This window comes from Clostridioides sp. ES-W-0016-02 (genome assembly GCF_020641035.1).
Taxonomy (GTDB): Bacteria; Bacillota; Clostridia; order Peptostreptococcales; family Peptostreptococcaceae; genus Clostridioides.
Genome location: NZ_CP061361.1, coordinates 2,892,194 through 2,917,347, shown reverse-complemented (window position 1 = coordinate 2,917,347; position 25,154 = coordinate 2,892,194). Strand labels below are relative to the sequence as shown.

General features: G+C 27.9%; 21 protein-coding genes. 15 read left to right on the top strand and 6 right to left on the bottom strand.

From position 1 onward, the window contains the following. The first annotated feature begins 183 nt into the window (after positions 1 to 183). From IC758_RS13865 to IC758_RS13830, 8 genes are all read left to right on the top strand, one after another. Complete coding sequence (locus tag IC758_RS13865) at positions 184 to 891, top strand: response regulator transcription factor (RefSeq protein ID WP_227432510.1); 708 nt, start codon at positions 184 to 186, stop codon at positions 889 to 891. Next, a complete protein-coding gene (locus tag IC758_RS13860; protein WP_227835314.1) occupies positions 885 to 2,195 on the top strand; it encodes a sensor histidine kinase in 1,311 nt (436 codons plus the stop codon). Before IC758_RS13865 ends, IC758_RS13860 begins: the two co-directional genes overlap by 7 nt. Positions 2,196 to 2,310: 115 nt before the next feature. Next, positions 2,311 to 2,994, top strand: coding sequence for an ABC transporter ATP-binding protein (locus IC758_RS13855; protein WP_227432512.1), 684 nt, complete (start codon positions 2,311 to 2,313; stop codon positions 2,992 to 2,994). Continuing rightward, the gene (locus IC758_RS13850) at positions 2,987 to 5,371 is read left to right on the top strand and encodes an ABC transporter permease (RefSeq protein ID WP_227432513.1); all 2,385 of its coding nucleotides are present in this window, start codon (positions 2,987 to 2,989) and stop codon (positions 5,369 to 5,371) included. Before IC758_RS13855 ends, IC758_RS13850 begins: the two co-directional genes overlap by 8 nt. A gap of 321 nt (positions 5,372 to 5,692) precedes the next feature. Beyond that, positions 5,693 to 6,835 carry a pyridoxal-phosphate-dependent aminotransferase family protein gene (locus IC758_RS13845; RefSeq protein WP_227824192.1) on the top strand — a complete coding sequence of 381 codons (1,143 nt, stop codon included), beginning with the start codon at positions 5,693 to 5,695 and terminating at the stop codon, positions 6,833 to 6,835. A gap of 25 nt (positions 6,836 to 6,860) precedes the next feature. Next, positions 6,861 to 7,385, top strand: coding sequence for an ECF transporter S component (locus IC758_RS13840; RefSeq protein ID WP_227432515.1), 525 nt, complete (start codon positions 6,861 to 6,863; stop codon positions 7,383 to 7,385). A 99-nt stretch (positions 7,386 to 7,484) separates the two neighbouring features. Continuing rightward, positions 7,485 to 8,303, top strand: coding sequence for a helix-turn-helix domain-containing protein (locus IC758_RS13835; RefSeq protein WP_227432516.1), 819 nt, complete (start codon positions 7,485 to 7,487; stop codon positions 8,301 to 8,303). Between the two features lie 78 nt (positions 8,304 to 8,381). Further along, positions 8,382 to 8,693 carry an antibiotic biosynthesis monooxygenase gene (locus IC758_RS13830; RefSeq protein ID WP_227824191.1) on the top strand — a complete coding sequence of 104 codons (312 nt, stop codon included), beginning with the start codon at positions 8,382 to 8,384 and terminating at the stop codon, positions 8,691 to 8,693. Positions 8,694 to 8,796: 103 nt separating this feature from the next. Here the strand turns inward: IC758_RS13830 and IC758_RS13825 are convergent, their stop codons facing one another. Together IC758_RS13825 and recX are read right to left on the bottom strand one after the other, a co-directional pair. Further along, on the bottom strand, positions 8,797 to 10,800 hold the full coding sequence (locus IC758_RS13825; protein WP_227482865.1) for an alpha-amylase family glycosyl hydrolase: 2,004 nt from the start codon (positions 10,798 to 10,800) through the stop codon (positions 8,797 to 8,799). 162 nt (positions 10,801 to 10,962) lie between these two features. Next, a complete protein-coding gene (gene recX / locus IC758_RS13820; RefSeq protein WP_227432519.1) occupies positions 10,963 to 11,601 on the bottom strand; it encodes a recombination regulator RecX in 639 nt (212 codons plus the stop codon). A 275-nt stretch (positions 11,602 to 11,876) separates the two neighbouring features. Between recX and nadD the strand changes: the two genes are divergently transcribed. From nadD to leuS, 4 genes are all read left to right on the top strand, one after another. Continuing rightward, positions 11,877 to 12,566, top strand: coding sequence for a nicotinate-nucleotide adenylyltransferase (gene nadD, locus IC758_RS13815; RefSeq protein ID WP_227432520.1), 690 nt, complete (start codon positions 11,877 to 11,879; stop codon positions 12,564 to 12,566). Continuing rightward, a complete protein-coding gene (gene yqeK / locus IC758_RS13810; RefSeq protein WP_227432521.1) occupies positions 12,567 to 13,139 on the top strand; it encodes a bis(5'-nucleosyl)-tetraphosphatase (symmetrical) YqeK in 573 nt (190 codons plus the stop codon). Positions 13,140 to 13,255: 116 nt separating this feature from the next. Further along, complete coding sequence (gene rsfS / locus IC758_RS13805) at positions 13,256 to 13,606, top strand: ribosome silencing factor (RefSeq protein WP_227432522.1); 351 nt, start codon at positions 13,256 to 13,258, stop codon at positions 13,604 to 13,606. Between the two features lie 350 nt (positions 13,607 to 13,956). Beyond that, positions 13,957 to 16,377, top strand: coding sequence for a leucine--tRNA ligase (gene leuS / locus IC758_RS13800; RefSeq protein ID WP_227432523.1), 2,421 nt, complete (start codon positions 13,957 to 13,959; stop codon positions 16,375 to 16,377). Positions 16,378 to 16,519: 142 nt separating this feature from the next. On the opposite strand, the gene IC758_RS13795 is transcribed toward leuS, so the two are convergent. Continuing rightward, positions 16,520 to 17,515 carry an asparaginase gene (locus IC758_RS13795; RefSeq protein WP_227432524.1) on the bottom strand — a complete coding sequence of 332 codons (996 nt, stop codon included), beginning with the start codon at positions 17,513 to 17,515 and terminating at the stop codon, positions 16,520 to 16,522. Positions 17,516 to 17,635: 120 nt separating this feature from the next. Beyond that, complete coding sequence (aspD, locus tag IC758_RS13790; RefSeq protein WP_227432525.1) at positions 17,636 to 19,264, bottom strand: aspartate 4-decarboxylase; 1,629 nt, start codon at positions 19,262 to 19,264, stop codon at positions 17,636 to 17,638. Positions 19,265 to 19,917: 653 nt separating this feature from the next. On the opposite strand from aspD, the gene ilvA reads away from it, so the two are divergent. Both ilvA and IC758_RS13780 read left to right on the top strand, forming a co-directional pair. Then, complete coding sequence (ilvA, locus tag IC758_RS13785; RefSeq protein WP_227432526.1) at positions 19,918 to 21,135, top strand: threonine ammonia-lyase; 1,218 nt, start codon at positions 19,918 to 19,920, stop codon at positions 21,133 to 21,135. 93 nt (positions 21,136 to 21,228) lie between these two features. Then, positions 21,229 to 21,609: a RidA family protein gene (locus IC758_RS13780; protein ID WP_227860533.1), complete on the top strand. Its 381-nt coding sequence runs from the start codon at positions 21,229 to 21,231 to the stop codon at positions 21,607 to 21,609. A gap of 73 nt (positions 21,610 to 21,682) precedes the next feature. Here the strand turns inward: IC758_RS13780 and IC758_RS13775 are convergent, their stop codons facing one another. Continuing rightward, positions 21,683 to 23,092, bottom strand: coding sequence for an MDR family MFS transporter (locus tag IC758_RS13775; protein ID WP_227432528.1), 1,410 nt, complete (start codon positions 23,090 to 23,092; stop codon positions 21,683 to 21,685). Positions 23,093 to 23,095: 3 nt separating this feature from the next. Next, entirely contained in the window at positions 23,096 to 23,986 is an 891-nt protein-coding gene (locus IC758_RS13770; protein WP_227432529.1) for a TetR/AcrR family transcriptional regulator, read from the bottom strand. Between the two features lie 278 nt (positions 23,987 to 24,264). Here IC758_RS13770 and IC758_RS13765 point away from each other — a divergent pair, with 278 nt between their 5' ends. Next, positions 24,265 to 24,912 carry a D-alanyl-D-alanine carboxypeptidase family protein gene (locus tag IC758_RS13765; RefSeq protein WP_227432530.1) on the top strand — a complete coding sequence of 216 codons (648 nt, stop codon included), beginning with the start codon at positions 24,265 to 24,267 and terminating at the stop codon, positions 24,910 to 24,912. Positions 24,913 to 25,154 lie beyond the last annotated feature (242 nt).

The following is a 25,154-nucleotide window of genomic DNA, read 5'->3' as shown; positions in this document are numbered from 1 at the left end:
TCAATAATTGTACCCTTGATTAAAAACAAATATATTATTAACTTATCATTGGTATGTTTATTTTATTATCTAAGTGTGTAAAATCTTCTTGATGATTAAAAAATATTTATAAATTGTCAAATAAAATGGCTTAGTTAGTATGATATAATTTAGCTAGTATACATAATAATGGAGGAGAAAAACATGAATAATATATTACTTTTAGAAGATGATAAATCTTTAAATAGAGGGATTAGCTTTAAATTAAAAAAAGAGGGATACAATGTTTTTAATACATTTAGTATAGAAGAGGCAAGAGGTATTTTTTTTAAAGAGGATATAAATTTAATTATTTCTGATATAGGTTTACCAGATGGAAGTGGGTTTGATTTTTGTGAGGAGATTAGAAAGAAAAGTGATGTTTATATAATAATGCTTACAGCACTTGATGAAGAAGTGGATATTGTTACAGGTTATGATTTAGGTGCAGATGATTATATTACAAAGCCATTTAGTTTGATGGTATTAATCTCAAAAGTAAATGCATTTATGAAAAGGGTAAATACAGTAAAAAATTACACTTTACTGGTTTGTGATGATTTGTTTTTTTATTATATAGAAAATAAACTGATTATAAAAAATGATGACAAGGAAGAAGAAATAATTTTAAGTAAAACAGAGACTAAACTATTAAGATATTTGATGGAAAATTCAATGCAAGCTTTGACCAAAGAACAACTATTAGAATCTTTATGGGATAGTAGTGGTAATTTTGTAGATGATAATACAGTTGCAGTAAATATAAGAAGACTTAGACAAAAAGTAGAAAAGAATCCTTCTGAACCTAAGTATATAAAAACAGTAAGAGGAGTTGGATATATATGGGGTGAAAGGAGTATAAAAAAATGTTAAAAGATATAAATACCAAAGAAAATTTTAGTATTAAAGAGGACTATATAATGAAAAAGGCTGTTATATATTCTATTTTATCCATGCTTGTGGTAACACTTGCATTTATATTTTTTGAATATAATAGACTATATGTTTTATATGAACATCAAATAAAAAATACTCAAAGTATGGCAGGTATGTTGATTGAAAAATATCCAGATGATGAGGTAGATATAGTAAAGTCTATTTATAATTTTGACTATAGTAATGCAGAGGTTGGAGAAAAAGCACTTGAAAAATTTGGATATGGGCTAGAAAATAAAATGTCAAATGATAAAAACTTTGGCATATATTTAAAATCTTTTTTTAAAGAATCAATTTTTGTTTTTTTAATAATGTTTATAGCCGTTACAGGAATAATATATTATTTTATAAGATACATAAACAAAAGATTAAGCAAGATTTATTTTATAGTGGAGCAAATGGCACAAGAAAATTATTTAAAAGAAGGTAGCAAGTTAGATAATTCTGGTTATTTGGTAGAATATAATGAGTATTTTAAAGAGGGTACATTTAGTAAGATTAACAATTGCCTGTATGAGTTAAATAGAAGTTTAAAGATAAAATTTATTAAATTAGAAAAAGAAAAGGAAAGTGTAAAATCATTAGTAACAGACATTTCTCATCAATTAAAAACTCCCTTAGCATCATTAAAATTATATAATACATTACTTATAGAAGAAGACTTAGACGAAGATGAAGCACATGAGTTTTTATTAACTAATAAAAATTCTATAAATAAATTGGAAAATTTAATAAATTCTTTAGTTAACATATCAAGACTAGAGATTAGTATGATAAGCATAAAAAAAGAAGATAATGACATAAAAAGTACTATTTTAAATGCTATAGAAAGTATAACTCCTAAAGCGAGAATTAAAAATATAACATTAAAAATAAATGAATTTAATAGTAGAATTATACCTCACGATAAAAAATGGACTGAGGAAAGTATTTTTAATGTATTAGACAATGCTGTTAAGTATACAGAAAGAAATGGAGAAGTAAATATATCCATAGAAGAGACTGTAAACTATTTTAAAATCATAATAGAGGATAATGGTAAAGGAATTGCAAAAAATGAATTTAATAACATATTTAAACGTTTTTATAGAGGAACAGATGAAGAAATTGAATCTATAGAAGGTAGTGGTGTAGGATTGTATTTAAGTAGAAAAATTTTGGAAGAACAAGGTGGTAATATCATGGTATCTTCTAATCTAGGAAAAGGAAGTAAGTTTTCTTTGTTTCTTACAACTATGTAATGTTTACTGAAAGGAGAATGTAATCCTCTACATATATTATATAAGTATAAACAGCTCCACAAATTAGAAGTAGATGATTAAGGAGCAACATAACTTAGAGTGAGGGGATAATTTTATGAAAATACTATATACTGAAAGTTTATCAAAACATTATGGAGAAGGAGAAAGTTTAGTAAAAGCTTTAGATGATGTAAATTTAGAAATAAATGAAGGTGAATTTGTAGCTATAATAGGTAAATCTGGTTCTGGAAAAAGTACATTGTTACATATGATAGGTGGTCTCGATATACCTACATCTGGCAAGGTATACATTGATAATAAAAACATATTTACATTGAAAGAAGAAGAACTTGCCGTATTTAGAAGAAGAAAAATAGGCTTTATATTTCAAAGCTACAATCTAATTCCATCTCTTAATGTATGGGAAAATGTAGTATTACCAATCGGTCTAGATGGTAGAACTGTGGATGAACAATTTATAAAAGACCTTTTAAAATCTTTGGGGCTTGAAAATAAACACGATGTTTTACCAAATACATTATCAGGAGGTCAACAACAAAGAGTAGCAATAGCAAGAGCTTTGGCAACAAGACCAGCCATAATACTTGCTGATGAGCCAACTGGAAACTTGGATTCCAAAACATCAGATGAAGTTATGAGTATACTAAAGTCTATGTCTAAGAAATATAGTCAAACTTTGGTTATGATAACTCATGATGATAGTATAGCTCAAATGGCTGATAGAGTTATATTTATAGAGGATGGTAAGGTGTCAAAGGTTGGTGACAAAAATGATTAATACTACTAAAATAGCAAAAAGTAATGTAAAACAAAATAAATCAAAAAGTATATTAATAATAATAACTATAATACTTTCAACATTGATGCTTTCATCTATAGGTATTTATATTGTCGATACAAGAGAATATCAAAAGGAAAATACAATAAAGTATTCAGGCAATTATCAAGGAGTATTAGCAAATGTAAATGAAAAACAAGCTGAAATATTAAGTAATCATGCAGATATTGAACTAGCTGGAAAAATGAATGGAGTGGGTGTTGAGAAGCTAGAAGATGATACAACCATTTCATTATCATATATGAATGAAGAGGGTTTAAAATTAAATAATTTTGAATTTATAAAAGGAAAATTACCAACAAAAGAAAATGAAATAGTACTAGATAGTGGAGCTTTAAAAGCATTAGGTCATGGTCAAAAATTAGGTGAAAAAATAAAAGTACCTTATGATGATTATAAAAGCGACAAAAGAATAGAAAAAGAATTTATAATAACTGGAATCTTAGAAACTAGTGAAATATATGAAGCAGGAAAGAATTATTCTGCTATTATATCAGAAACATATATGAAAAATACTAGAGATATGTCACAAGAAGATTTCAATATATATGTTAAATTAAAAGATAAGAGTGATTTATCTATAGAACAGGCAAAAGAAAAATTAAATAAGATTGCAAATGATATAGGATTAGATACTAATAATATACTTGTAAATGAAAATTATATAAATGCTTTAAAACCAGATAGTGAAACAATGATAGGAGGAGTTCTTATAGGCTTAGTAATTGTATTGTCTAGTATATTGGTAATATACAATATATTCTACATCTCAATAGTTACTAAAGTACAAGAATTTGGAAAACTTAGAGCAATTGGTGCAACTAAAAAACAAGTAAAAGCAATAGTGTTTAAGGAAGGCTTTATATTAGCAGGAATAGCAATACCAGTAGGAACAATTTTAGGTTATGCACTTGCAAATATTATAATAAAATCATTTATGGGTGTAGATGTAAAATCATCACAATTACCAGTGCTATTATTGGTTGTGGTAATAAGTTTTATATCTGTTGTTTTATCACTTTTGAAACCAATGAAAGTAGCTTCAAAGGTATCTATAGTTGATGCAGTAAGATATACTGGAAATGAAATAAGTGGTAAAAATGATAGAAAAGGACATAAAAATATAAATTTAAAGAACTTATCAAAAGCAAATTTAGAAAGAAATAAAAAGCGTACTTATATGACACTGATATCTCTTATGTTAAGTGGAACTATATTTATAACAGTATCTACTGCTTTAGAAAGTTTTAATGCTGAGAAGATGGCTAGAGAGCATTTTCCTTATGATATAGAAGTTAGATTTACTGGATATGAAATGGATAGCGACAAGAATCCTGAAAGTAATTTGAATATTCTACAAATGAATAATCCATTAGGTAAAGACTTTTTAAACCAAGTAAAGAGTATAGAAGGAGTCAAAAAAACTGAATTAGGAAATTCTGTAAAAATTGGGATGGAGGATTATAATGTTGAGTTTAAACATGACCTTTTACAGAGCATAAATGAAAATGATGTGAAGGATTTAAATAAAAACCTAATAGATGGAAAAATAAATTTTGAAGGGTTACAAACAGGAAACGAAATAGTCATTACTCACCTTGATACAGCAAAAGAAATGGGTGTAAAGGCTGGAGATAAAATAAAATTAACTCTATATGATGGAGATAAAGAGATAAAAAAAGAATTTAAAGTTCAAGCAATAGCTATGGGAACTCCAAGTTTTGGTATAGGAAAAGATTTTATAGATAGAGCTTTGAAATATGATACAACAAGTACTATTGGAATATATACTGAAGAAGGAAAATATCAAGAAGTTAAAGATGCTATAAAGAAAATTGCTAAATCTAATGGATATTTAGAAGCGGATTTTTTAGATAGTAGAATAGAATCAAATAAGATGATGATTTCATTTATAAAAATAATGGGCTATACTTTAACTGGTATAATAGGTGTTATTGGATTTATGAATCTTGTAAATACAATGATAACTAGTATAGTTACTAGAAAAAAAGAACTTGGTATGCTTCAAGCAATTGGACTTACTAATAGACAATTAGTAAAAATGCTTAATTCAGAAGCTATATATTATACTTCTAGAATGATGATAGGAAGTATTGTCTTTGGAGGTATATTAGGATACATTGCAGTTGTATTTTTAAGAAAAACTGGATTATCTTATGCAACATATGCATTACCAATAGTACCAATTTTATTTATGGTTGTATTTATACTTATAGCTCAATTTATAACAACTTATTTAATAGGAAGAAGCTTTAACAAAGAATCTCTTATTGATAGAGTAAGATATAGTGAATAAAAATATATAAAAAGCTATATTTAATTTTTAAACAGGATTATAGAAGATATAAAAATAGAGTTAAATAGGTTAATAATATACAAATACAGGGCAAGTGGCTTAAATGTTCATATGTCCTGTATTTTGTTGTTTTTACTGTTATAAAATTCTTATTAATATAACTTATCAATTTAAGTTGTAAGTGATAGTGTGTTTAATGTTCAGAAGATTGTTATCAGAAAAAAATGTATTGGTACAATTCTAAAAAAATATAAAATTGTACCATGAAAAATGAAAATTTTGTATAATAATCGTATAGAAAATAAAAAGGAGCTGATATATATGAATAATAAAATTAATTATGCACCAGGACCAACAGAAACTAGAGAAAATGTAAGGCTAATAAGAGCAGAGAAAACAACTAACCCAGATATAGATGTTGATTTTGTTGAGTTTTATAAGAAGACATGTGAAAAGTTCGGAAATATAGTTGGTACAAAGAATGATATTTACATATTAAGTGGTGAAGGAATATTGGGACTTGAAGCAGCTTGTGCTTCACTGACAGAGAAGGGTGATAGAGTTCTTGTAATTGACAATGGTATATATGGAGAAGGATTTAAAGACTTTGTAAAAATGTATGGTGGAGAGTATGTGCTTTTTTCAAGTCAATATACAAAAAGTATAGATGTTGATGAGTTAAGAAAGTTTTTAGAAAAGGATAATAACTTTAAATATGCAACAGTGGTTCATTGTGATACTCCAACAGGTGTATTAAATGATGTAAGTGAGATATGTCCGCTATTGAAGGAATATGGAATCTTAACTGTAGTGGATTCTGTGGCAGGTATGGTGGGTGAAAGGTTAAATGTAGATGAATCTAAAATAGATGTAATATTAGGCGGTTCTCAAAAAGCTATTTCTGCACCTGCGGGTCTTACTATAGTCGGTATAAGTCAAGATGCAAAAAATTGTATAAAAAATAGAAAAACAGACATAGTAGGTTTTTATTGTAATTTAAGTATATGGGAAGGATATTACGAAAAAAAATATTTCCCTTATACAATGCCAATAAGTGACATAATGGGTCTTGATAGAGCCTTAGACAATATACTAGAAGAGGGTGTGGAAAAGGTATTAAGTAGACATGAGAAAATAGCTTCTAGTGTAAGACAAGCTGTTGAAGAATATGGTTTAGAATTGTTTTTAGAAGAAGGATATTCTAATACAGTGACAGCAATAAAAATACCTAAAAGTATAGGAGCATTAAAACTTACTGATTATATGCTTAAAAATTACAATACACTTGTTGCAACATCATTAAATCAATATATGGATGCTATTTTGAGAATAGGTCATATGGGGGAAAATGCTAGTCTTGATAAAATAGTTCACATATTAAATGTATTGGATAAAAGTTTAAAAGTATTAGAATTTAATACAAATGGAAGTTTAGTAGATTTATTTAATAAATATTATTTTTAGTCACAATATAAAAGGAGGATGTGGCATGGAAGCTACAGCTAAACAGAAATTTACAACAAAAGATTTGGTAGAAACGTCACTATTAATAGCGTTAGTATTTGTTGCAACCAAGTTTATAAATATAAGATTGCCAATATCTATAAATGGAGGTCTTGTACATTTAGGAACAGCAATGTTATTTATATCAGCAATAGTATTTGGAAGTAAAAAAGGTGCGTTATCAGGTGCTATTGGGATGGCTCTTTTTGATTTGATATCTGGGTGGACTCTATGGGCTCCATTTACATTTATAGTTAGAGGTATTATGGGGTATTTGCTTGGAAAGATTGTATGGGCAAATGGCAAGAATGGAGAAAATTTTTTGATTAATGTAATAGGAGTAGTAGTTTCATCAATTTGGATGTTGTTTGGATATTATGTAACAGAGGTTATACTTTATGGTAATTTTATAATTCCACTTACTTCAATACCAGGCAATTTAATGCAGGTGTTAATAGGTCTTATAATAGCACTTCCTATTTCTAAAGCATTAAAAAAATGTATAAGATAGATATGGAATAGATTAAGTTTTTGATAGGATAAATTATATTGTATAATATAAAGATAAAGTATATAATGATAAAAAAATTTAGGATAGAGGTTAATTACAATGTTATCAGTTACAAGGTATGCAGTTAGAAATGTTCGTTTAAAACCCTGGGTAAAGTTTATTTGGTACCTTGAAACAAAATCAAATATATTGCTAAATAATAAGTTATTACCTACAGATAGTATAGATATTATCATTAATCTTTCTGATGTTATGGAATATAAGATTGAAAATCAAAATTATAATGCAAGTAATATACATTTTAATGGAATAAGAGATAAGCATGGATTTGTTATTCAACGTGGAAATATACGTGTGATGGGTATTTCTTTTTATCCATTTGGGCTCTATCCATTTTTAAAGATACCAATTTCAGAGTTTAAGGGTCAACTTGTTGACTTAAAACAAGTATCAAAAGGTTTTGTTGGGAAATTGGAAAGTACATTAAATCAAATATTATCAATAGAAGATATAGTTTTACATTTAGAAAAAATATTAGTATCTGTATTAGATGAAAATTTGGTTATAAATAAGATGATAAATCTCCTAGATTTATTTATATACAATAATCAATATAGCACTATAAAATTGTTTTGTGATGAGATGAACATAAATATTAAAACTTTAGAAAGAGCTTGTTTAAAATATACTGGGTATACACCTAAAATACTAAGGAAAATATATAGATTTAAAATGGTAAGTAATCAGCTTATTTATAGCTCTAAAAATAATAACTTTCTTGACTTAATTTATGAAAATGAATATTATGACCAAGCTCATTTTATTAAAGAATTTAAACAGTTTTCAGGAGTATCGCCAATTAAATTTATTAAAGAGAATAAAACTATTAAAGAAAACACAACATACAACTATTTATAATTATATTGTCGATTTTTTACAATACCTTTAATTTACTTCTTGTTATGATGTAAGAAAGATAAATAGGAGGGTTTGTATATGAAAATTATTACAGAAATAGTAGAATTTAATGTGGAAGAGCATTTATCAAAAGATGCATTTGTAGAGATTGTAAATGATTTAGAAATAAATTTTCACTCTGTTCAATCGGGCTTTATTGATACTGAGCTTTTATATGATGAAAAAACTCAAAAATGGATTATGATACAACACTGGGATTCTATAGAAAATCTTAAAAGTGCTTCTAGTAAAATGTTTAAAAATACATCTACTGAAAAATTTAGAAATGCTCTAAAGGCACAGACTGTTAAGATGAATATAATTCCACAAATTAAAAGTTGGAAGTTATAATGTCAGATATAAAAAATAATTAATTAGCAAGAAAATAAATCAGCCAAATAACATTTTGTATTAAAATCAAAATTGTTATTTGGCTTTTAGTAGTTATTTATATCTAGATAATATTATTTAAAAATACTATTGCTGTGAGAGATGCAATAGGTATTTTAGAAGATGGAGGAGTAGAAGTAAAATAGATATCGTAGTCTATTAAGTTTTCTGGTCTTGTTTTTCCTCCAAACTCTATCATATCAGTACTTAATACTGTCTTGTATTTTTTGTCTTGGAATTTTGATATGTCTACTGATTGCATCAGATTAGGATGGAAATTAAATATAAATAAATATTTACCCTTACTGTATACTAAAAGTTTTTTATCATTATCTATATGTATAAGTTCATAACTATTCTGTGCAAAAATATCACTGTATTTTGTAAGTTCAAGCATAGATTTATCAAAGTTCAATAGTTGTTTATATTTTAAGTTATCATTTTCTGAAAGACTCCATTGTCTTCTAGCATATTTATAACTCCAATTGTTTCCTTCACGTGGAAAGTCAATCCACTCAGGGTGTCCAAATTCATTTCCCATAAAATTTAGGTATCCTTCACCAGCTAGAGAAAATGTTGCTAATTTAATTAATTTGTTTAGAGACATGGCTCTATCAATAATATGATTATTTGAGTTTATTTCCATATTCCAATACATTTCTTTATCTGCTAACCAAAATATAATTGTCTTATCACCAACTAATGCTTGGTCATGAGATTCACAATATCCAATGTTTTTTTCACCAGGACGTCTAGTAGTAAGCTCGTACCACATTTTACCTAAATCCCAATTTTCATCAGAAGATTTTGAGATAGTTTTTATCCAAAAATCAGGTACTCCCATTGCTAATCTATAGTCAAAGCCAATTCCACCATCTCTTATAGGTATACACATTCCAGGCATTCCACTCATATCTTCTGCAATGCTTATTGAATTAGGTTTGATTTCTTTTATTAATTCATTTGCAAATTGAAGATATGTTATAGCTTCCATATCCGTGTTTGCACTGAAATACTTTTTATAACTGTCAAATGAAACTCCAAGACCGTGGTTATGATATAGCATTGAGGTTACGCCATCAAATCTAAAACCATCAAAATGATACTCATTTAGCCAAAATTTTATATTTGAAAGTAAAAAATGAATTACCTCAGGCTTACCATAGTTAAAGAGTTTTGTTCCCCAAGCAGGGTGATTACCTTTTGAACCTGAATGGAAAAATTGATGTTCACTTCCATCAAATTCATTTATTCCCTCTAAAGTATTTTTTACAGCATGAGAGTGAACTAAGTCTAATAAAACAGCAATTCCCATTGAATGAGCTGTATTTATAAGGTTTTTTAAGTCTTCAGGAGTACCAAATCTAGATGAAATTGCATAAAAGTTTGAAACTTGGTATCCAAAAGAAGCATAATATGGATGTTCCATGATAGCCATAAGTTGAATAGTATTGTATCCAGCTTTCTTTATCCTAGGAAGTATATTTTCAGTAAATTCATTATAAGTTCCAATAGATTCTTTTTCAGTAGCCATACCTATATGACATTCGTAGATTAAAGGGAAAGTTATGTTTTTTAAATCAAATTCATTATCAGTCCAATTAAATGGAGTTTTTGGTTGCCATATCTGCCCATTAAAGCTACCAGAATCCTTTTGGATTACCCTCTTTATGTATAATGGTATGCGGTCAAATGTTTCCCCATTTGTAGTGACTTGTACCTTTACCTCGGATTTATGAGGTAAGCTGTTTTTATCAGGTATAAAAATTTCCCAATTACCAGAATCTATTTTTTTTAGAGGATGGGATTTTCTATTCCAATTATTAAAGTCACCAATTAATGATAAACTATCTGCATTTGGAGCCCACTCTCTATAAAACCATCCATCATTTGTTTGATGGAATCCATAATAAAGATGACCATTTGCAAAAGAATTAAAATCTTCACAGCTAGTTAATATTTTTGCTTTTACATCTTCATAGTGTTTCATCCTTTTTTTTATGTCAGACTCAAATGGTTGTAGATAAACATCAACGTCTAAAATTTTAAATCTTTCTTGACTTTTCATTTGATTTTCCCTCCATAATAAGTATTATATTTTAATAAAATAATACTTATCTCATACTATCTTCTCTATATAATTGATATATATTATATAATCCTAATAAAAAGCTTAAACCACCAATAATTAGTTTCATAATTTACCTCCTTAGTATATTTAAAAATATACTTATATATCAGATTCATCAAAATTTAAAAGTTTATTTAAAACTCTTTTAATAATATCATAATCAAAGCCTTTATAGGAAAGATGTTGAGAAATTTTTTGATATATTTTCTTTTTATCTTCTTTTTTTACCCTTTCATATCTTTTTTTTGCTAGATACATGGCATTTTCAAATTCAGTATCTTTGTCTAATTCTGATACTGCTTCATCAATTGCACTTCTTTCAATACCTTTATTATATAAATTTTGTTTAATTCTGTTTTTGCCACATTTGTTTAAATTAACATTGGTATTAACTATTTTCTGAGCCAATATATTGTCATTTACCAGATTATAATTTTTAAGAAAATCTATAACTCTATCAATTGTATCCTCTTCAAAATCTGCTGATAGTTTTTCTTTCATTTTTTTTTCAGACTGGTCAGCACGAGACAAAATATTTAATGCTTTATTTTTAGCTTTTATATACATCTCATCATCTAAAATGGATTTTAATTCCTCTTCATTTACTTCATTTCCTTTTTTTAAATTAAATGTATAAACAAGTTCTTTAAATATAGCAATAAAAAATTTATCATCTACATAAATATTTACTCTATCATCATTTCTTTTTTGTTGTTCTATTTTTGTAATTATACTCATAATTTCTCCTTTTTTATATGTAATTATATTAACAAAAGTAACTAATAAAATTTAATAAAAAACTTATAATTATACGTTATATTTAATCTAAATTAAGACAAAATAATAAAAAGTTATTTTTATTAAAAAGTTAAGTGAAACTATGTTAAATAATTATTTTTTAAAGTGTTTTTTACCATATAAATATGATTATATACCAAAAAAAATAATTTATAAGCTTTAAGAAATAAAAAATAATGGTACAATAGTATTATAACATTAAAAGGAGACAAAATATGAGAAGTAAAAATCTAGTTCAGAAGGCAGAATTGAAAAATACTGAAAAACTAGAGAAATTTAATCGCCATAAAGGCAAAATCAAAATAGGTATATTAGGAGGTACTTTTGACCCTATACACTATGCTCATTTAGCAACAGCAGAGTTTATTAGAGATAAGTATGAGATTGACAAAATTATCTTTATACCATCAGGAAATCCACCACATAAACTAGGTATCACTACAAATAAGTATGATAGATACAATATGACACTTCTAGCAACTGAAAGCAATGAAGATTTTTTAGTTTCAAAAGTAGAAATCGAAAGAAATAAAAGGACTTATACAATCGATACATTAAAATATTTAAAGAAAAAATACAAAAATGCTGATATTTACTTTATAACAGGGGCAGATGCTATTTGTAGTGTTGAAGAGTGGAAAGATGTAAAGAAAAACTTTGAGTTAGCTACTTTTATAGCTGCAACTAGACCAGGTATTAGCTTATTAAGGTCACAAGAAACTATAGAGAAACTGACTAAAAAATATAATGCTGACATTATAACAGTTTACGTTCCATCATTGGATATATCATCCACATATATAAGGGAACAGCTAAATGAAGGAAAGTCTATACGTTACTTAGTACCCGAAAATGTAGAAAATTATTTGTATGAAAATAAACTATATCAATATGGAGATGATTAAATGAACTTAGAGAATATTAACCAGAGATTAAATCAAATGCTACCAGTAGGAAGGCTTAGTCATTCAAAAAATGTTGCAGAATGTGCTGTAAAATTGTGTGAAATTTATGGATGTGACAAAGAAAAAGCCTATATAGCGGGGATGATTCATGATTGTGCGAAATACTTAAGTGATAAAGAAGTAGAGGATTATGTTAATAAGTATGAAATATACTTAGACCCAATAGAAGATGGAAACCGCTCTCTATCACATAGTGTGATAGGGTCATACATATGTGAATATGAGTTTGGTATAGAAGATGAAGATATTATAAATGCAATTAAATACCATACAACAGGAAGAGAAGATATGTCTCTTTTAGAAAAAATAATTTACATAGCAGATTTAATTGAAGAAGGAAGAAAATTTCCAGTTGTAGATACATTGAGAGAATTAGCCTATGAAGGTAAGCTTGACGAAGCACTTTTAACTTCATTTAATAATACTTTAATGTTTGTTATTAATAAAAAAGAAGAAATACATCCAAGAACTGTTATGGCAAGAAACTACCTAATTAAAGAAAAGTTATTATAAAAATCTTATATAAAGGCAAACATATTAATAAAATTAAAGTTGACTATGTTACAAAATCGTATTAATATGTTAGAATAACTAAGTGTATTTAAATTAGGAAAGTGAGGAAATTTTATATGACAGTGGAACAAATGACAAAAATAGCATATGATGCCATAGAAGATAAGCTGGGTCAAGATACAGTTATAATAAATATAGGAAAAGTTTCTAGTTTATGTGATTATTTTGTTATTACTACAGCATCTTCTCAAAGACAAGTAAAAGCTATAGCTGATAATGTTGAAGATGAATTAGCAAAACTAGGATTAGAACCAAGAGGAAAAGAAGGACAAGGAACTCAAACTTGGGTACTTCTTGACTATGGAGATATAATGGTTCACGTATTTAATGAGGAAAATAGAGGATTTTATAATTTAGAAAAATTATGGAAAGATGCACCTTATATAGATATTGACACATTAGCATAAACATGATAATATATGTTATTATAGTTAGAAAATTTCAAAAATTGTATTGAATTGAATAGACTAGAGCAGTAAAAGATTATATTTTTTCAGAGAGTTAGTGGAAGGTGAGAACTAATATTATATAACTTTGAACTTACTAGATTAAAACCTATTCTCCATGGCTGGATTAAAAGCTATCTAAGAGAGTCTATAAAAGTAGGCTAATTAGGGTGGTACCGCGAAGATTTATCCTCGTCCCTAAACGCAAGTTTAGTGACGAGGATTTTTTATTTTCAAAGAATTATTTGGAAATTATAAGTAAATAATATTAAACAAAGTAGTTGAACACAACTAAAAACAGGAGGCAAAATATGAGCGTATATAATTTTAAACAAGTAGAATCGAAATGGCAAAAAATTTGGAAAGATAATGACCAATACAAAATGGATACAGCACAAACTGAAAAACCTAATTATTACACATTAGAAATGTTCCCTTATCCATCTGGAAAGATACACATGGGACATGTTAGAAATTATTCTATAGGCGATGTTGTCGCAAGATTCAAAAAAATGGAAGGTTATAACGTACTTCATCCAATGGGATGGGATTCTTTTGGTTTACCAGCTGAAAATGCAGCTATAAAACATGGAATACATCCACATAAATGGACAATGGAAAATATAGAAGAAATGAAAGAACAATTAAATTTATTAGGGCTTAGCTATGATTGGGATAAAGAAGTAGCAACTTCAACTCCAGAATACTATAGATTTACTCAAGAAATATTTTTGAAATTTTTAGAACATGGACTTGCATATAAGAAAAAATCTTATGTTAACTGGTGTCCTTCTTGTGAGACTGTTCTTGCAAATGAACAAGTTGTTCAAGGAGCATGTGAAAGATGTAAATCAACAGTATTAAAGAAAGACTTAGAACAATGGTATTTTAAAACTACTGAATTTGCAGAAGAATTACTTAATGATTTAGATACATTAGATGGATGGCCAGAAAAAGTTAAAATAATGCAAAGAAACTGGATAGGAAAAAGTACAGGAGCAGATTTAGTATTTGATATAGATGGAACTGACAAATCTATGACAGTATTTACAACTAGACCAGATACAACTTATGGAGTTACTTATATGGTACTTGCTCCAGAACATGAACTAGTTAAAGAATTGGTTGCTGGTACTGAGTATGAAGCAGATGTTGAAGCTTTTGTTCAAAAAATGCACACTATGACAGAAATAGAGAGAACAGCAGCTGATGTAGAAAAAGAAGGTATGTTTATAGGTAGATATGTTATAAATCCTTTAAATGGAAAAAAAGTTCCTCTATGGATAGCAAACTATGTATTAGTTGAATATGGAACAGGTGCTATAATGGCAGTTCCTGCACATGATGAAAGAGACAGAGATTTTGCTGAAAAATATAATCTAGATATAATAGATGTAATTACAGAAGATAATAAAATGATAAATTCAGAAGAATTTGATGGATTAGATGCTTCAGAAGGATTTGAAGGAATAATAAATAAATTAGAAAAAGAAGGTAGAGGAAAAAGAACAATTAATTATAGATTAAGAGACTGGTTAGTTTCAAGACAAAGATATTGGGGTTGTCCTATACCTGTAGTTTATTGTGATGAGTGTGGAATAGTTCCAGTTAAGAAAGAAGATTTACCAGTTCTTTTACCAACAGATGTTGAATTTACTGGAAAAGGTGAGTCTCCACTTACTACTTCAAAACAGTTTATGTCAGCAACTTGTCCTCACTGTGGAAAACCAGCGAGAAGAGAAGTTGACACTATGGATACATTTGTTGATTCTTCTTGGTATTTCTTAAGATATGTAGACAATAAAAATGAAGATGAACCATTTAGTAAAGATTTAGTTAACAGATGGCATCCAGTAGACCAATATATAGGTGGAGTAGAGCATGCTATAATGCATTTACTTTATGCTAGATGGTTTGTAAAAGCATTTAAGAGTATGGGCATGGTAGACTTTGATGAACCATTTAAAAACTTACTTACTCAAGGTATGGTTCTTATGGATGGTTCTAAAATGAGTAAGTCTAAAGGAAATACAGTATCTCCTATGGATATAATTGATGAATATGGAGCAGATACTGCAAGACTTTTCGTATTATTTGCAGCACCACCAGAAAGAGATTTAGACTGGTCAGAACAAGGTGTTGATGGATGCTTTAGATTCTTAAATAGAGTATATAGATTAGTTGATGAGTTAGCAGATGTCTTCAAAAAAGATGTTGAGTTTGGTGAGTTAAGTTCTCAAGATAAAGATATGAGATATACTATACATTCTACACTTAAAAAAGTTACTGTAGATTTAAGTGAGAAATTTGGATTTAACACTGCTATATCAGCTCTTATGGAATTAATAAATGATATGTACAAATATAAGGAGCTAGATAATATCAATGAAGCAGTTATAAAAGAAGGGGTACAAACAATCGTAACTATAATTTCACCATTTGCACCTCATTTAGGTGAAGAATTATGGACTATGATAGGTCAAGAAGGAAGTGTATTTGATATAGACTGGCCTAAATATGATGAAAAAGCTTTAGTAAAAGATGAAATAGAAGTTGTTGTACAAGTTAATGGAAAGGTTAGAGGAAAGTTAACTGTTAGCTCAAATATATCTAAAGAAGATATGGAAAAAGTGGCTTTAGAAGATGAAAAAATTAAAGCTCTAGTTGAAGATAAAACTATAGTTAAAGTTGTTGCAGTTCCTAAGAAATTAGTTAATATAGTTGTGAAATAAAAAAGTTGTGGAATAAATAAAAAAAGAGAGCTATAAAATAAAATCCCCTTATTGCAATATAAGTAAAAGATTGCAGTAGGGGGATGTTTTATTTTAAACTCTATGATATAATTTATTTTAAATTCTAAACTCTATAATATAATTAACAATAGATTCCTTTTTCAAAGAAGTCTTTGATTTCATCAATATTATTAGTCTTTCCAAGAGCTAAAATAAGTTTTATTCTAGCTTTTTGACCTGGAAGGTCTCCACCAAATATACATCCTATATTTTTTAAGTCTCTACCAGAACCAAAGTAACCATAACTATCAAATACTCTACCTGAATGGCATCTAGAAACTATAACAACAGGAAGTCCTTTTTCCCTTGCATATTCAACGCCAGAAAGCATTAGAGGAGGAATATTGCCTCTACCCATAGCTTCAATAACTATACCTTTATATCCACTATCAACAGCAAATCTTATAAAATCTGCATCTTCTCCAACATATGCTTTAAATAGTGCAACTTTAGATTCTACTTTATCAGTATCTATAATGGTTCTATTTACAATATCTCTCGTAAGAACAAGTTCGTTACAGTCGATTATTCCCAATGGACCACTAGTTAAAGATTTAAATGTATTTAAAGAAAGTGTATTTGTTTTAGTAGCTTCAGAAGCCAATAGCACTTCGTTGTTTAAAACTACAAGAACTCCTTTACCCATAGCATCTTTAGATACGGCAGTACAAACTGATGCAGATAAATTGCTTGAACCATCATAGCCAAGTTCAGAGCTACTTCTCATAGCACCTGTAACTATTACAGGCTTAATATTATCAATTGTAAGGTCTAGAAAATAAGCAGTTTCTTCTAAACTATCAGTACCATGTGTTATTACAACTCCTGTGATATCTTTTCTTGCTAATAAATCATTTACATAATTTTTTAATTCCATCATTCTACAAGGTGTTATGTGAGGTCCTGGAATTTCATCAAAATTAAAAACTTCAACATCTGCAACTTTATCAATATTAGTGACCATAGATAATATTTGTTCCCCAGATAAAGTTGGTATAGCAGCACCTACTTTATCATCTACTGTCATAGATATAGTTCCACCAGTAAAGACTATGGCAACTTTTTTCTTAATACTCATAATATTCTCTGCCTTTCACAAATAAAATTTATAATTCCGATAGGATTATATCAAAAAAAATTATTTAGGTCTATATAAATCCTTTTATTCACATAATTTAGACATTTCAGTGTAATAGGATTATTTTTTTGTTTTTTCCCATTCAGCAATATAACTATTCAATATTTCTCTTATGGCTTTCCCTATTTTAGTGTAGGCTTCATCATATAGATTTGCTAAAGATATTCTAATTGACCATTCAGGTCCATAGAATCCATTTCCACTAAGTAAGACTACTGAATAATCATTAGCCAATCTATAAAGTATATCTACTGGAGAGGCATTCTTACTTATAAATTTGAATAAATCTTCTCCATAGTTTATTTTAGCCCATTCTTCAATATCAAATTGAGTATAATATGCAGCATTATTTTTACTTTTATTAACTGGAAGCTCTAAAGCTTCAAACAATAGTTTTTGACGTCTATGACATATACTCATATTAAGTTTTTTGTAAGCATCAACTTTATCAATTAATGCAAAGGCAGAGAAAAATGACATTTGAACTTGTTGTGGAGTTGAAAGACCAGCAGTATGATTAAGAGCAACAAGTCTACTATCAGCAACAACTCTTTCCATAAATGAAAGACTAGAAGGATTAAGACTCATATCACTGTAACGCTTATCTACTGATTTCTTCAATTCTCCAGTTAAATCATTTATTTTTTTATCAAAAACATTCTTTTTATGAAGAGCGAATGTACCAAGTCTCCATCCTGTAACTCCAAAATATTTTGAATAAGAATAAACTCCAACAGTGTTATAAGGAAGTTTTGACATTAATGATGAGAAATCTTCTACAAAAGTCCCATATACATCATCTGATATTATCATTAAATCCTTATTATAATTTTCAATTACATCTATTAGATTATTACAAGATGTCTCATCCATAGCTATAGATGCAGGGTTGTTAGGATTAACAACAAATAAAGCCTTAATAGAATTGTCACGAAGCTTTTCTAATTCTTTTTTAGTATACTGCCATGTATGAGCACCTTTTTCATCAACTGCATTTGCGTTTATGTTTACAACTTTAAAATCATAGCGAGGAAGATTAGGTATCTCAAGATAAGGTGTAAATATAGGAGTCATTAAAGCTACTGTATCACCTTTTTTTAAAAGTTCATTTGCCATTAATGAATCAAATATATAACACATAGCAGCTGTAGCACCTTCAACAGCGAATATTTCTACATCACCATATTTACCTGATATATCATATTTCATTTCTTGAACTAAATAATCATGCACTATTTTTTCCATATGAGGCAACATTCTATCTGGAAGTGGATAATTATCACCAATAATCCCATCAGCTAGTTCATGAACAAATTCATCGCCATCAAATCCAAGTTCATTTATACCAAAATTTATAATATCTCTAGCTAAGTATGCTCCAGGCATATCTATATTTTCATTTATATATTTAAAGAATCTTTCTTTAATGCCCTTTTTTTGAGGCATACCAGCTAAATGTCCTAAATCCCAATTAGAACGTGTTTCAGTAATCGCAAAATGACCAAAAGTGAAAAAAGCTTCTCTAGCAGTTGAACAAGTCCAATTTGGATTTCCACGACCTGCATCAAGCAGTTCTCTATGATTTTCATTTGCAGTATGTTTCGCAATATCTATTAATTTGTCCTTAAATTCAAAAGGACTTATTTTTCCATATATGTTTTTGATTTCTTTATAAGTATTATTTTTCATGTTTAATTCCTCCTTATGTAATAAGTTTCACATTTTTATAATAAAATAAACAAGTTCCTAAAATGATTATACTTTAATTATAATAGGTTTATAGAAAAAGTAAAGTATAAAATTAAAATAATAACTCTATTTAGCTTTATAAAATGTATGTTAAAAGATAAAATACCTTTTAATAAAAAATGATTACTATATAAAATAAAACTCTAATTTAACTTGTATTTTATTTTTTTTGTTATATTTGTTGTAAAAGGTACAGTTTTATTATTATGAAAATGTATAAAATAAAACTTTTTTTATTTAATGTTGTTTATAAAAATATTTTAGGTTAGATGTGGTAATATTAATGTTATTAAAGAGAATAAAAAAACAATTTTTAATTAAGTAAAATAATATAAATATAAATTTTAATAAAAATAATAAAGAATAAACTGTTATTTTGATAAAAATGTAAAAATTATTTTAATATTATCATTTAGCGTAATCTAACTTAATTGAATAGATATGTTTATTGTATTCAATTGTTGTATTTTTAGTTTTTTTGTGATTAATTAAAAAATTATAAAAATCGTTTACATGTTGATTTTTAAAAAAAAAAGATATAGAATTATATAGAAAGTAATAAATAAAAATTGGATTTACGGGAGTGGAATAAAATGATAAATGTTACCTTAACAGATGTGAAAGAAGCTAGAGAGACCATTAAAGACATAGTTAAAAAAACTGATTTACTTGAAAGCGTTAAACTTAGCGAAAAAACAGGAGCGAATGTTTTCTATAAATGTGAAAACCTTCAAAAAACAGGGTCTTTTAAATTAAGAGGAGCTTGTAATAAAATAGCAAGTTTAACCGATGAAGAAAAAGCAAGTGGAGTAATAGCTTCAAGTGCAGGAAATCATGCACAAGGTGTCGCATTAGGCGCAAAAATGACTGGTATAAAATCTACAATAGTAATGCCAGCAACAGCACCATTGGCAAAAGTTAGTGCAACTAAAGGTTATGGAGCAGAAGTAGTTTTAAATGGTGCAGTTTATGATGATGCATATGCAAAAGCTGTTGAAATACAAAAAGAAACAGGAGCAACTTTCTTACATCCATTCAATGATAAATATGTTATAGCAGGGCAAGGAACTATATCTCTTGAAATTTTCGAACAATTAAATAATAAGGTTGATACTATACTATGCCCAGTTGGTGGTGGAGGAATAATATCTGGTGTTGCTGTTGCAGCAAAGGCATTAAATCCTAATGTAAAAATAGTTGGTGTTCAAACTGCAAATATACCTTCAATGAAAGAGTCAATTAAAAACGGAAAAGTAACAACAGCATTTAATGATAGTACAATAGCTGATGGTATAGCTGTTAAAACTCCTGGAGACTTAACTTTTGAAATAATAAATGAATTAGTTGATGAAATAGTAGTAGTTGAAGAAATAGAAATAGCTGAATCAATATTATTTATGATGGAAAGTCAAAAGATAGTTTCAGAAGGTGCAGGGGCTGTGTGTACAGCTGCAATATTAAGTGGTAAATATGCACCAGCAAAAGATGAAAATGTAGTGTGTATAATATCTGGTGGTAATATAGATATAAATACATTATATAGAATAATAGGTGTTGCTCTAGCTAAAGAAGGAAGAAGATATTCATTTAGTACAATTATGGAAGATAAGCCAGGAAACTTTGCTGAATTAACTAGAATAATAAGTGAGAATGGTGGAAATATTTTAAGTGCTAATCAAGGTAAATTATCAGCAGGTGAAGCTCTAGGAAAACAAAGTGCGGAATTTATATTAGAAACAATAGATTATGACCATATAGCAAAAATAAAGAACGCAATAGAAGAAAAAGGTTTTAAAATTATAGAATTATAATAAAAGTGTATATAATATACAAGAAAAATAGTATAATAGTGTATGAAGATACATTTTATGTATAGTAGATTAACCAATTAGGAGGATTTTAATATGAAACATGAAGTATTACATACTAATGATGCACCAGCAGCGTTAGGACCATATTCTCAAGCTATAAAAGCTGGAAACTTATTATTTGTATCTGGACAAGTTCCACTTGTGCCAGAAACTATGGAAGTAGTTGAAGGAGATGTACAAGCTCAAACTGCTCAATCTCTAAAAAATCTTAAAGCAATATTAGCTGAAAGTGGAGCTGATTTTTCAAATGTAGTTAAAACTACAGTATTTATAAAAGATATGAATGAATTTGGGTCTATAAACGAAGTTTATGCTGAGTATTTTGGAGAAAATAAACCAGCAAGAGCTTGTGTAGAAGTTGCTAGATTACCAAAAGACGTTAAAGTTGAAATAGAAGTAATAGCTGTATTATAAGATTACAATATTTTTCAAACTGAAAAAAAGAGATGTTTTAAGATTTTAATCTTAAAACATCTCTTTTTTTATTTTAACTTCTAACAGTTTGTCGCTCTTTTATAAAACATATTGATACAATTAATCCAATAAATGCAAGTGTAGCTGCTATTGAAAATGCTACATCTATTCCATGGATATTAGACAGGATAGCTGAACTCATGTGAGCTTTTTTAGTAGCAGTTGTCATTATAGTAATAAGTACAGCAGAGCCTATAGCACCAGATATTTGACGAAGTGTACTATTAATTGCTGTAGCATGAGATATAAGTTCTCTATCTAGTGTTTTAATTCCCCATGTAGTTAATGGCATTAGAACCATTGAAATACCAATCATACGAATACAATACATTAATGATATATGAATTAAAGATGTATCTTTGCCTAAAAACGCAAAAGATAAAGTTCCTAAAAATAAGCATCCAGTTCCTAATATTGATAGAGCGTGAGGACCATATTTATCTAGGTGACGTCCTGCAACTGGATTTAATGCAACCATTAGTATAGCACCAGGCATCATTAAAGAACCTGAAGCAAGTGCAGAGAATCCCCTTACAGATTGAATATATAGAGGTATCATTAATGTAGCAGACATCATTGAAGCATATACAATCATAATTAATAATGTAGAAATAAGAAATGGTTTATTTTTAAAAACTCTTAGTTCTAAGAATGGTTCTTTAGATTTTAATTGACGCCATGTAAACAAAATTAATGATACAATTCCTAATATTATTGGTAGATATGTTGCACTATTAGTCCAGCCATAATTACCTTGATTAGTAAACCCAATCAATAAACCACCAAAACCTAAAGAAGATAGTATTATTGAAGGTATATCCAGTTTTAGTTTCTGAGCTTCTCCAACATTTTTTAATAATATAAATGAAAGTATAACATCTAATATAGCTATAGGTGAAAGAAGCAAAAATAAACTATGCCAACCAAATGAATCTACTAACCATCCAGATAAAGTTGGTCCTATTGCTGGAGCAAATCCCACTGTAATACCAACTAGACTCATAGCTGTACCACGTTTTTCTATAGGACATAAATATAATATAATAACTTGTAAAAGTGGCATTAAAGAGCCAGAACCTACTGCTTGTAACACACGAGCAATCAACATAGTTGAAAAATCACGAGAGAAAAGTGCAATAACACATCCTAAAGAAAAGATAGTCATTGATGTAATAAATAATTTTCGAGTACTAAATCTATTTATCAAGTAAGCTGTTGTAGGAATAATGATACCTGCAATAAGTAGATAAATCGTAGTTAACCACTGACCAACATCAGCAGTAATTTTAAAATCTGACATTATATTGGGAAGTGCAGTTGCCAGTAATGTTTGACTAAGAGAGCTTATAAAAGCACCAGTCATTACGATTGCTATTATCAAATTTCCTTTTTTATTGTTTTTGCTATTACTTTGTATTTCCATAGTTTATAACGTCTCCTTTTTTAATTGATTTTTAATACTATTCAATAAAAGTACTTTTGGTCTCAAAATGTCTTCTTTTTCTAGATATGTAATCATTGCATCCATAATTAAAGAATCATATAGTTGATTTTTTCCTTCTTCATATAATTTTTTTGATGCTTCTAGTAACTTAGGGTTTTCAACAAGAGAAGTGTTTGTTTTGATTAGCTCTTCTATATCCTCTATTGTTTTAAAAAATAATGATTTACTATAAAGAGAAGAATAAGCTTCATCTTCTTGTTCATATAAAAACATTGATTTTTCAATTAAAGGATTTAGGTTATCCGCATTTTCTACAACTAAATCAAGCATTTGTATAGTAAATTCAGCAATAAAGTATACATTTATTTCTCTTTTTTGTATATGAATAATATATGTAAACTGGTGAATTAGAGCATCTAGTAAGAAAACTAAATCAAATAGAATGTTTTCTATTTTGTCGCCATAATTATCAAATAAACTCAGCTTATATTCATTTAATAAATTAGCTCGAGATTTTTTTTGTAACTTACTTGTCGTTTTACGTTGCACTTCAGAAAAATTTTCCCTAACATAAGTATTTATAGTAGTTCTAGAAAAAATATTTCCCCATACAGCTATTATTTTTCTTTTTAATTTTTCAGATGGATGAATATCATTGTTTTCATTAATAGAATGTATAATTTCTAAAAATTTTTCGTCATAATAATTAATTATTTCACAGATAAAACTTTCTTTAGTTTCAAAATGTTTGTAAAAAGTAGCTTTAGACATTTTACATTCTTTTACAATATCTAGTATTGAAGTATTTTGAAAACCTTTTTGGTCAAAGATTCTTTGAGCAATAGTTATAATAAATTTTTGTTTGTCAGTCAATTGGCTATCTCCTTTCATGTAAAAACGATAAGTACTAAGTAGTACTTTAAAGTTTCCATAAATACATTATACATCATTTGGAAAAAAAATCAATATCTGGACCTGTGATATAAAAAAATTGAAAAAATATTGTTAGTTTTAGTAACATAAAGAAGAATTTAAGAGTTTCTTAAGAATTGTTTAAAGAATTTGCAATAAATTAATGATATGATTATACTATGAAGTAAAATGTCTTTAAATTTTTTAGATATTAAATCTAAATTATGGGGGTGCAGTATATGAAAAAGAAAAGAGGCTTGATTATAGTTTTTGCATTTTTTCTAGTTTTCGCAAAAATGTTTATTAATATATCTAGTGGAGAAAATAAAATCATGGCATATGAAATAAGTAAGTATAGAAAAGGTGTGAACGTTTTATCAATAAATAATATTGTAGTAGCAAACAAAAAGTATAGCTTACCTGAAGACTATTCTCCACAAGAAAGTAATGAAGCAAAAGATGCTTTTTATAAAATGAATAAAGAGGCTCAAAAAGCAGGATTAAATCTAAAAGCCTTCAGTACATATAGAAGTTATAAATATCAAGAAAATTTATTCAACACATATGCAGAGAAACATGGTGAGAAGGAAGCAAACAGATTTTCAGCTAAGCCAGGAGAAAGTGAACATCAAACTGGACTTGCATTTGATATTGGAGGAGACGACCAATCTTGTTGGGCAAATAAAAAATTTAATAATACAAAAGAAGCTAAGTGGCTGTACGAAAATGCATATAAGTATGGATTTATACTTAGATATCCAGAGGGAAAAGAAAGCATAACAGGATACATGTATGAATCATGGCACTATAGATATGTTGGAACTGAACACAGTAAAAACTTTGCAATGAACAATCTAACACTAGAAGAATATTTACATATAGATTAAGCCATAATTTGTTAAATTTAGGTTAAAATAAAAAATAATCTAGACTATTAATTATGTAAGGTGTTATAATGTAAATACAATTAAAGATAACTACTCGAAGGGGAGTAGCTTACACGAAAGTGGTAATTAATCGTCAGGACAGTAGAGATACTCGGTTAATTAACAAGGAATTCCTTGATAGCAAGACCTTCAAAATAAGCATTAAGTATGTTTGTTTTGGGGTCTTTTTTTATTCAAGGAAT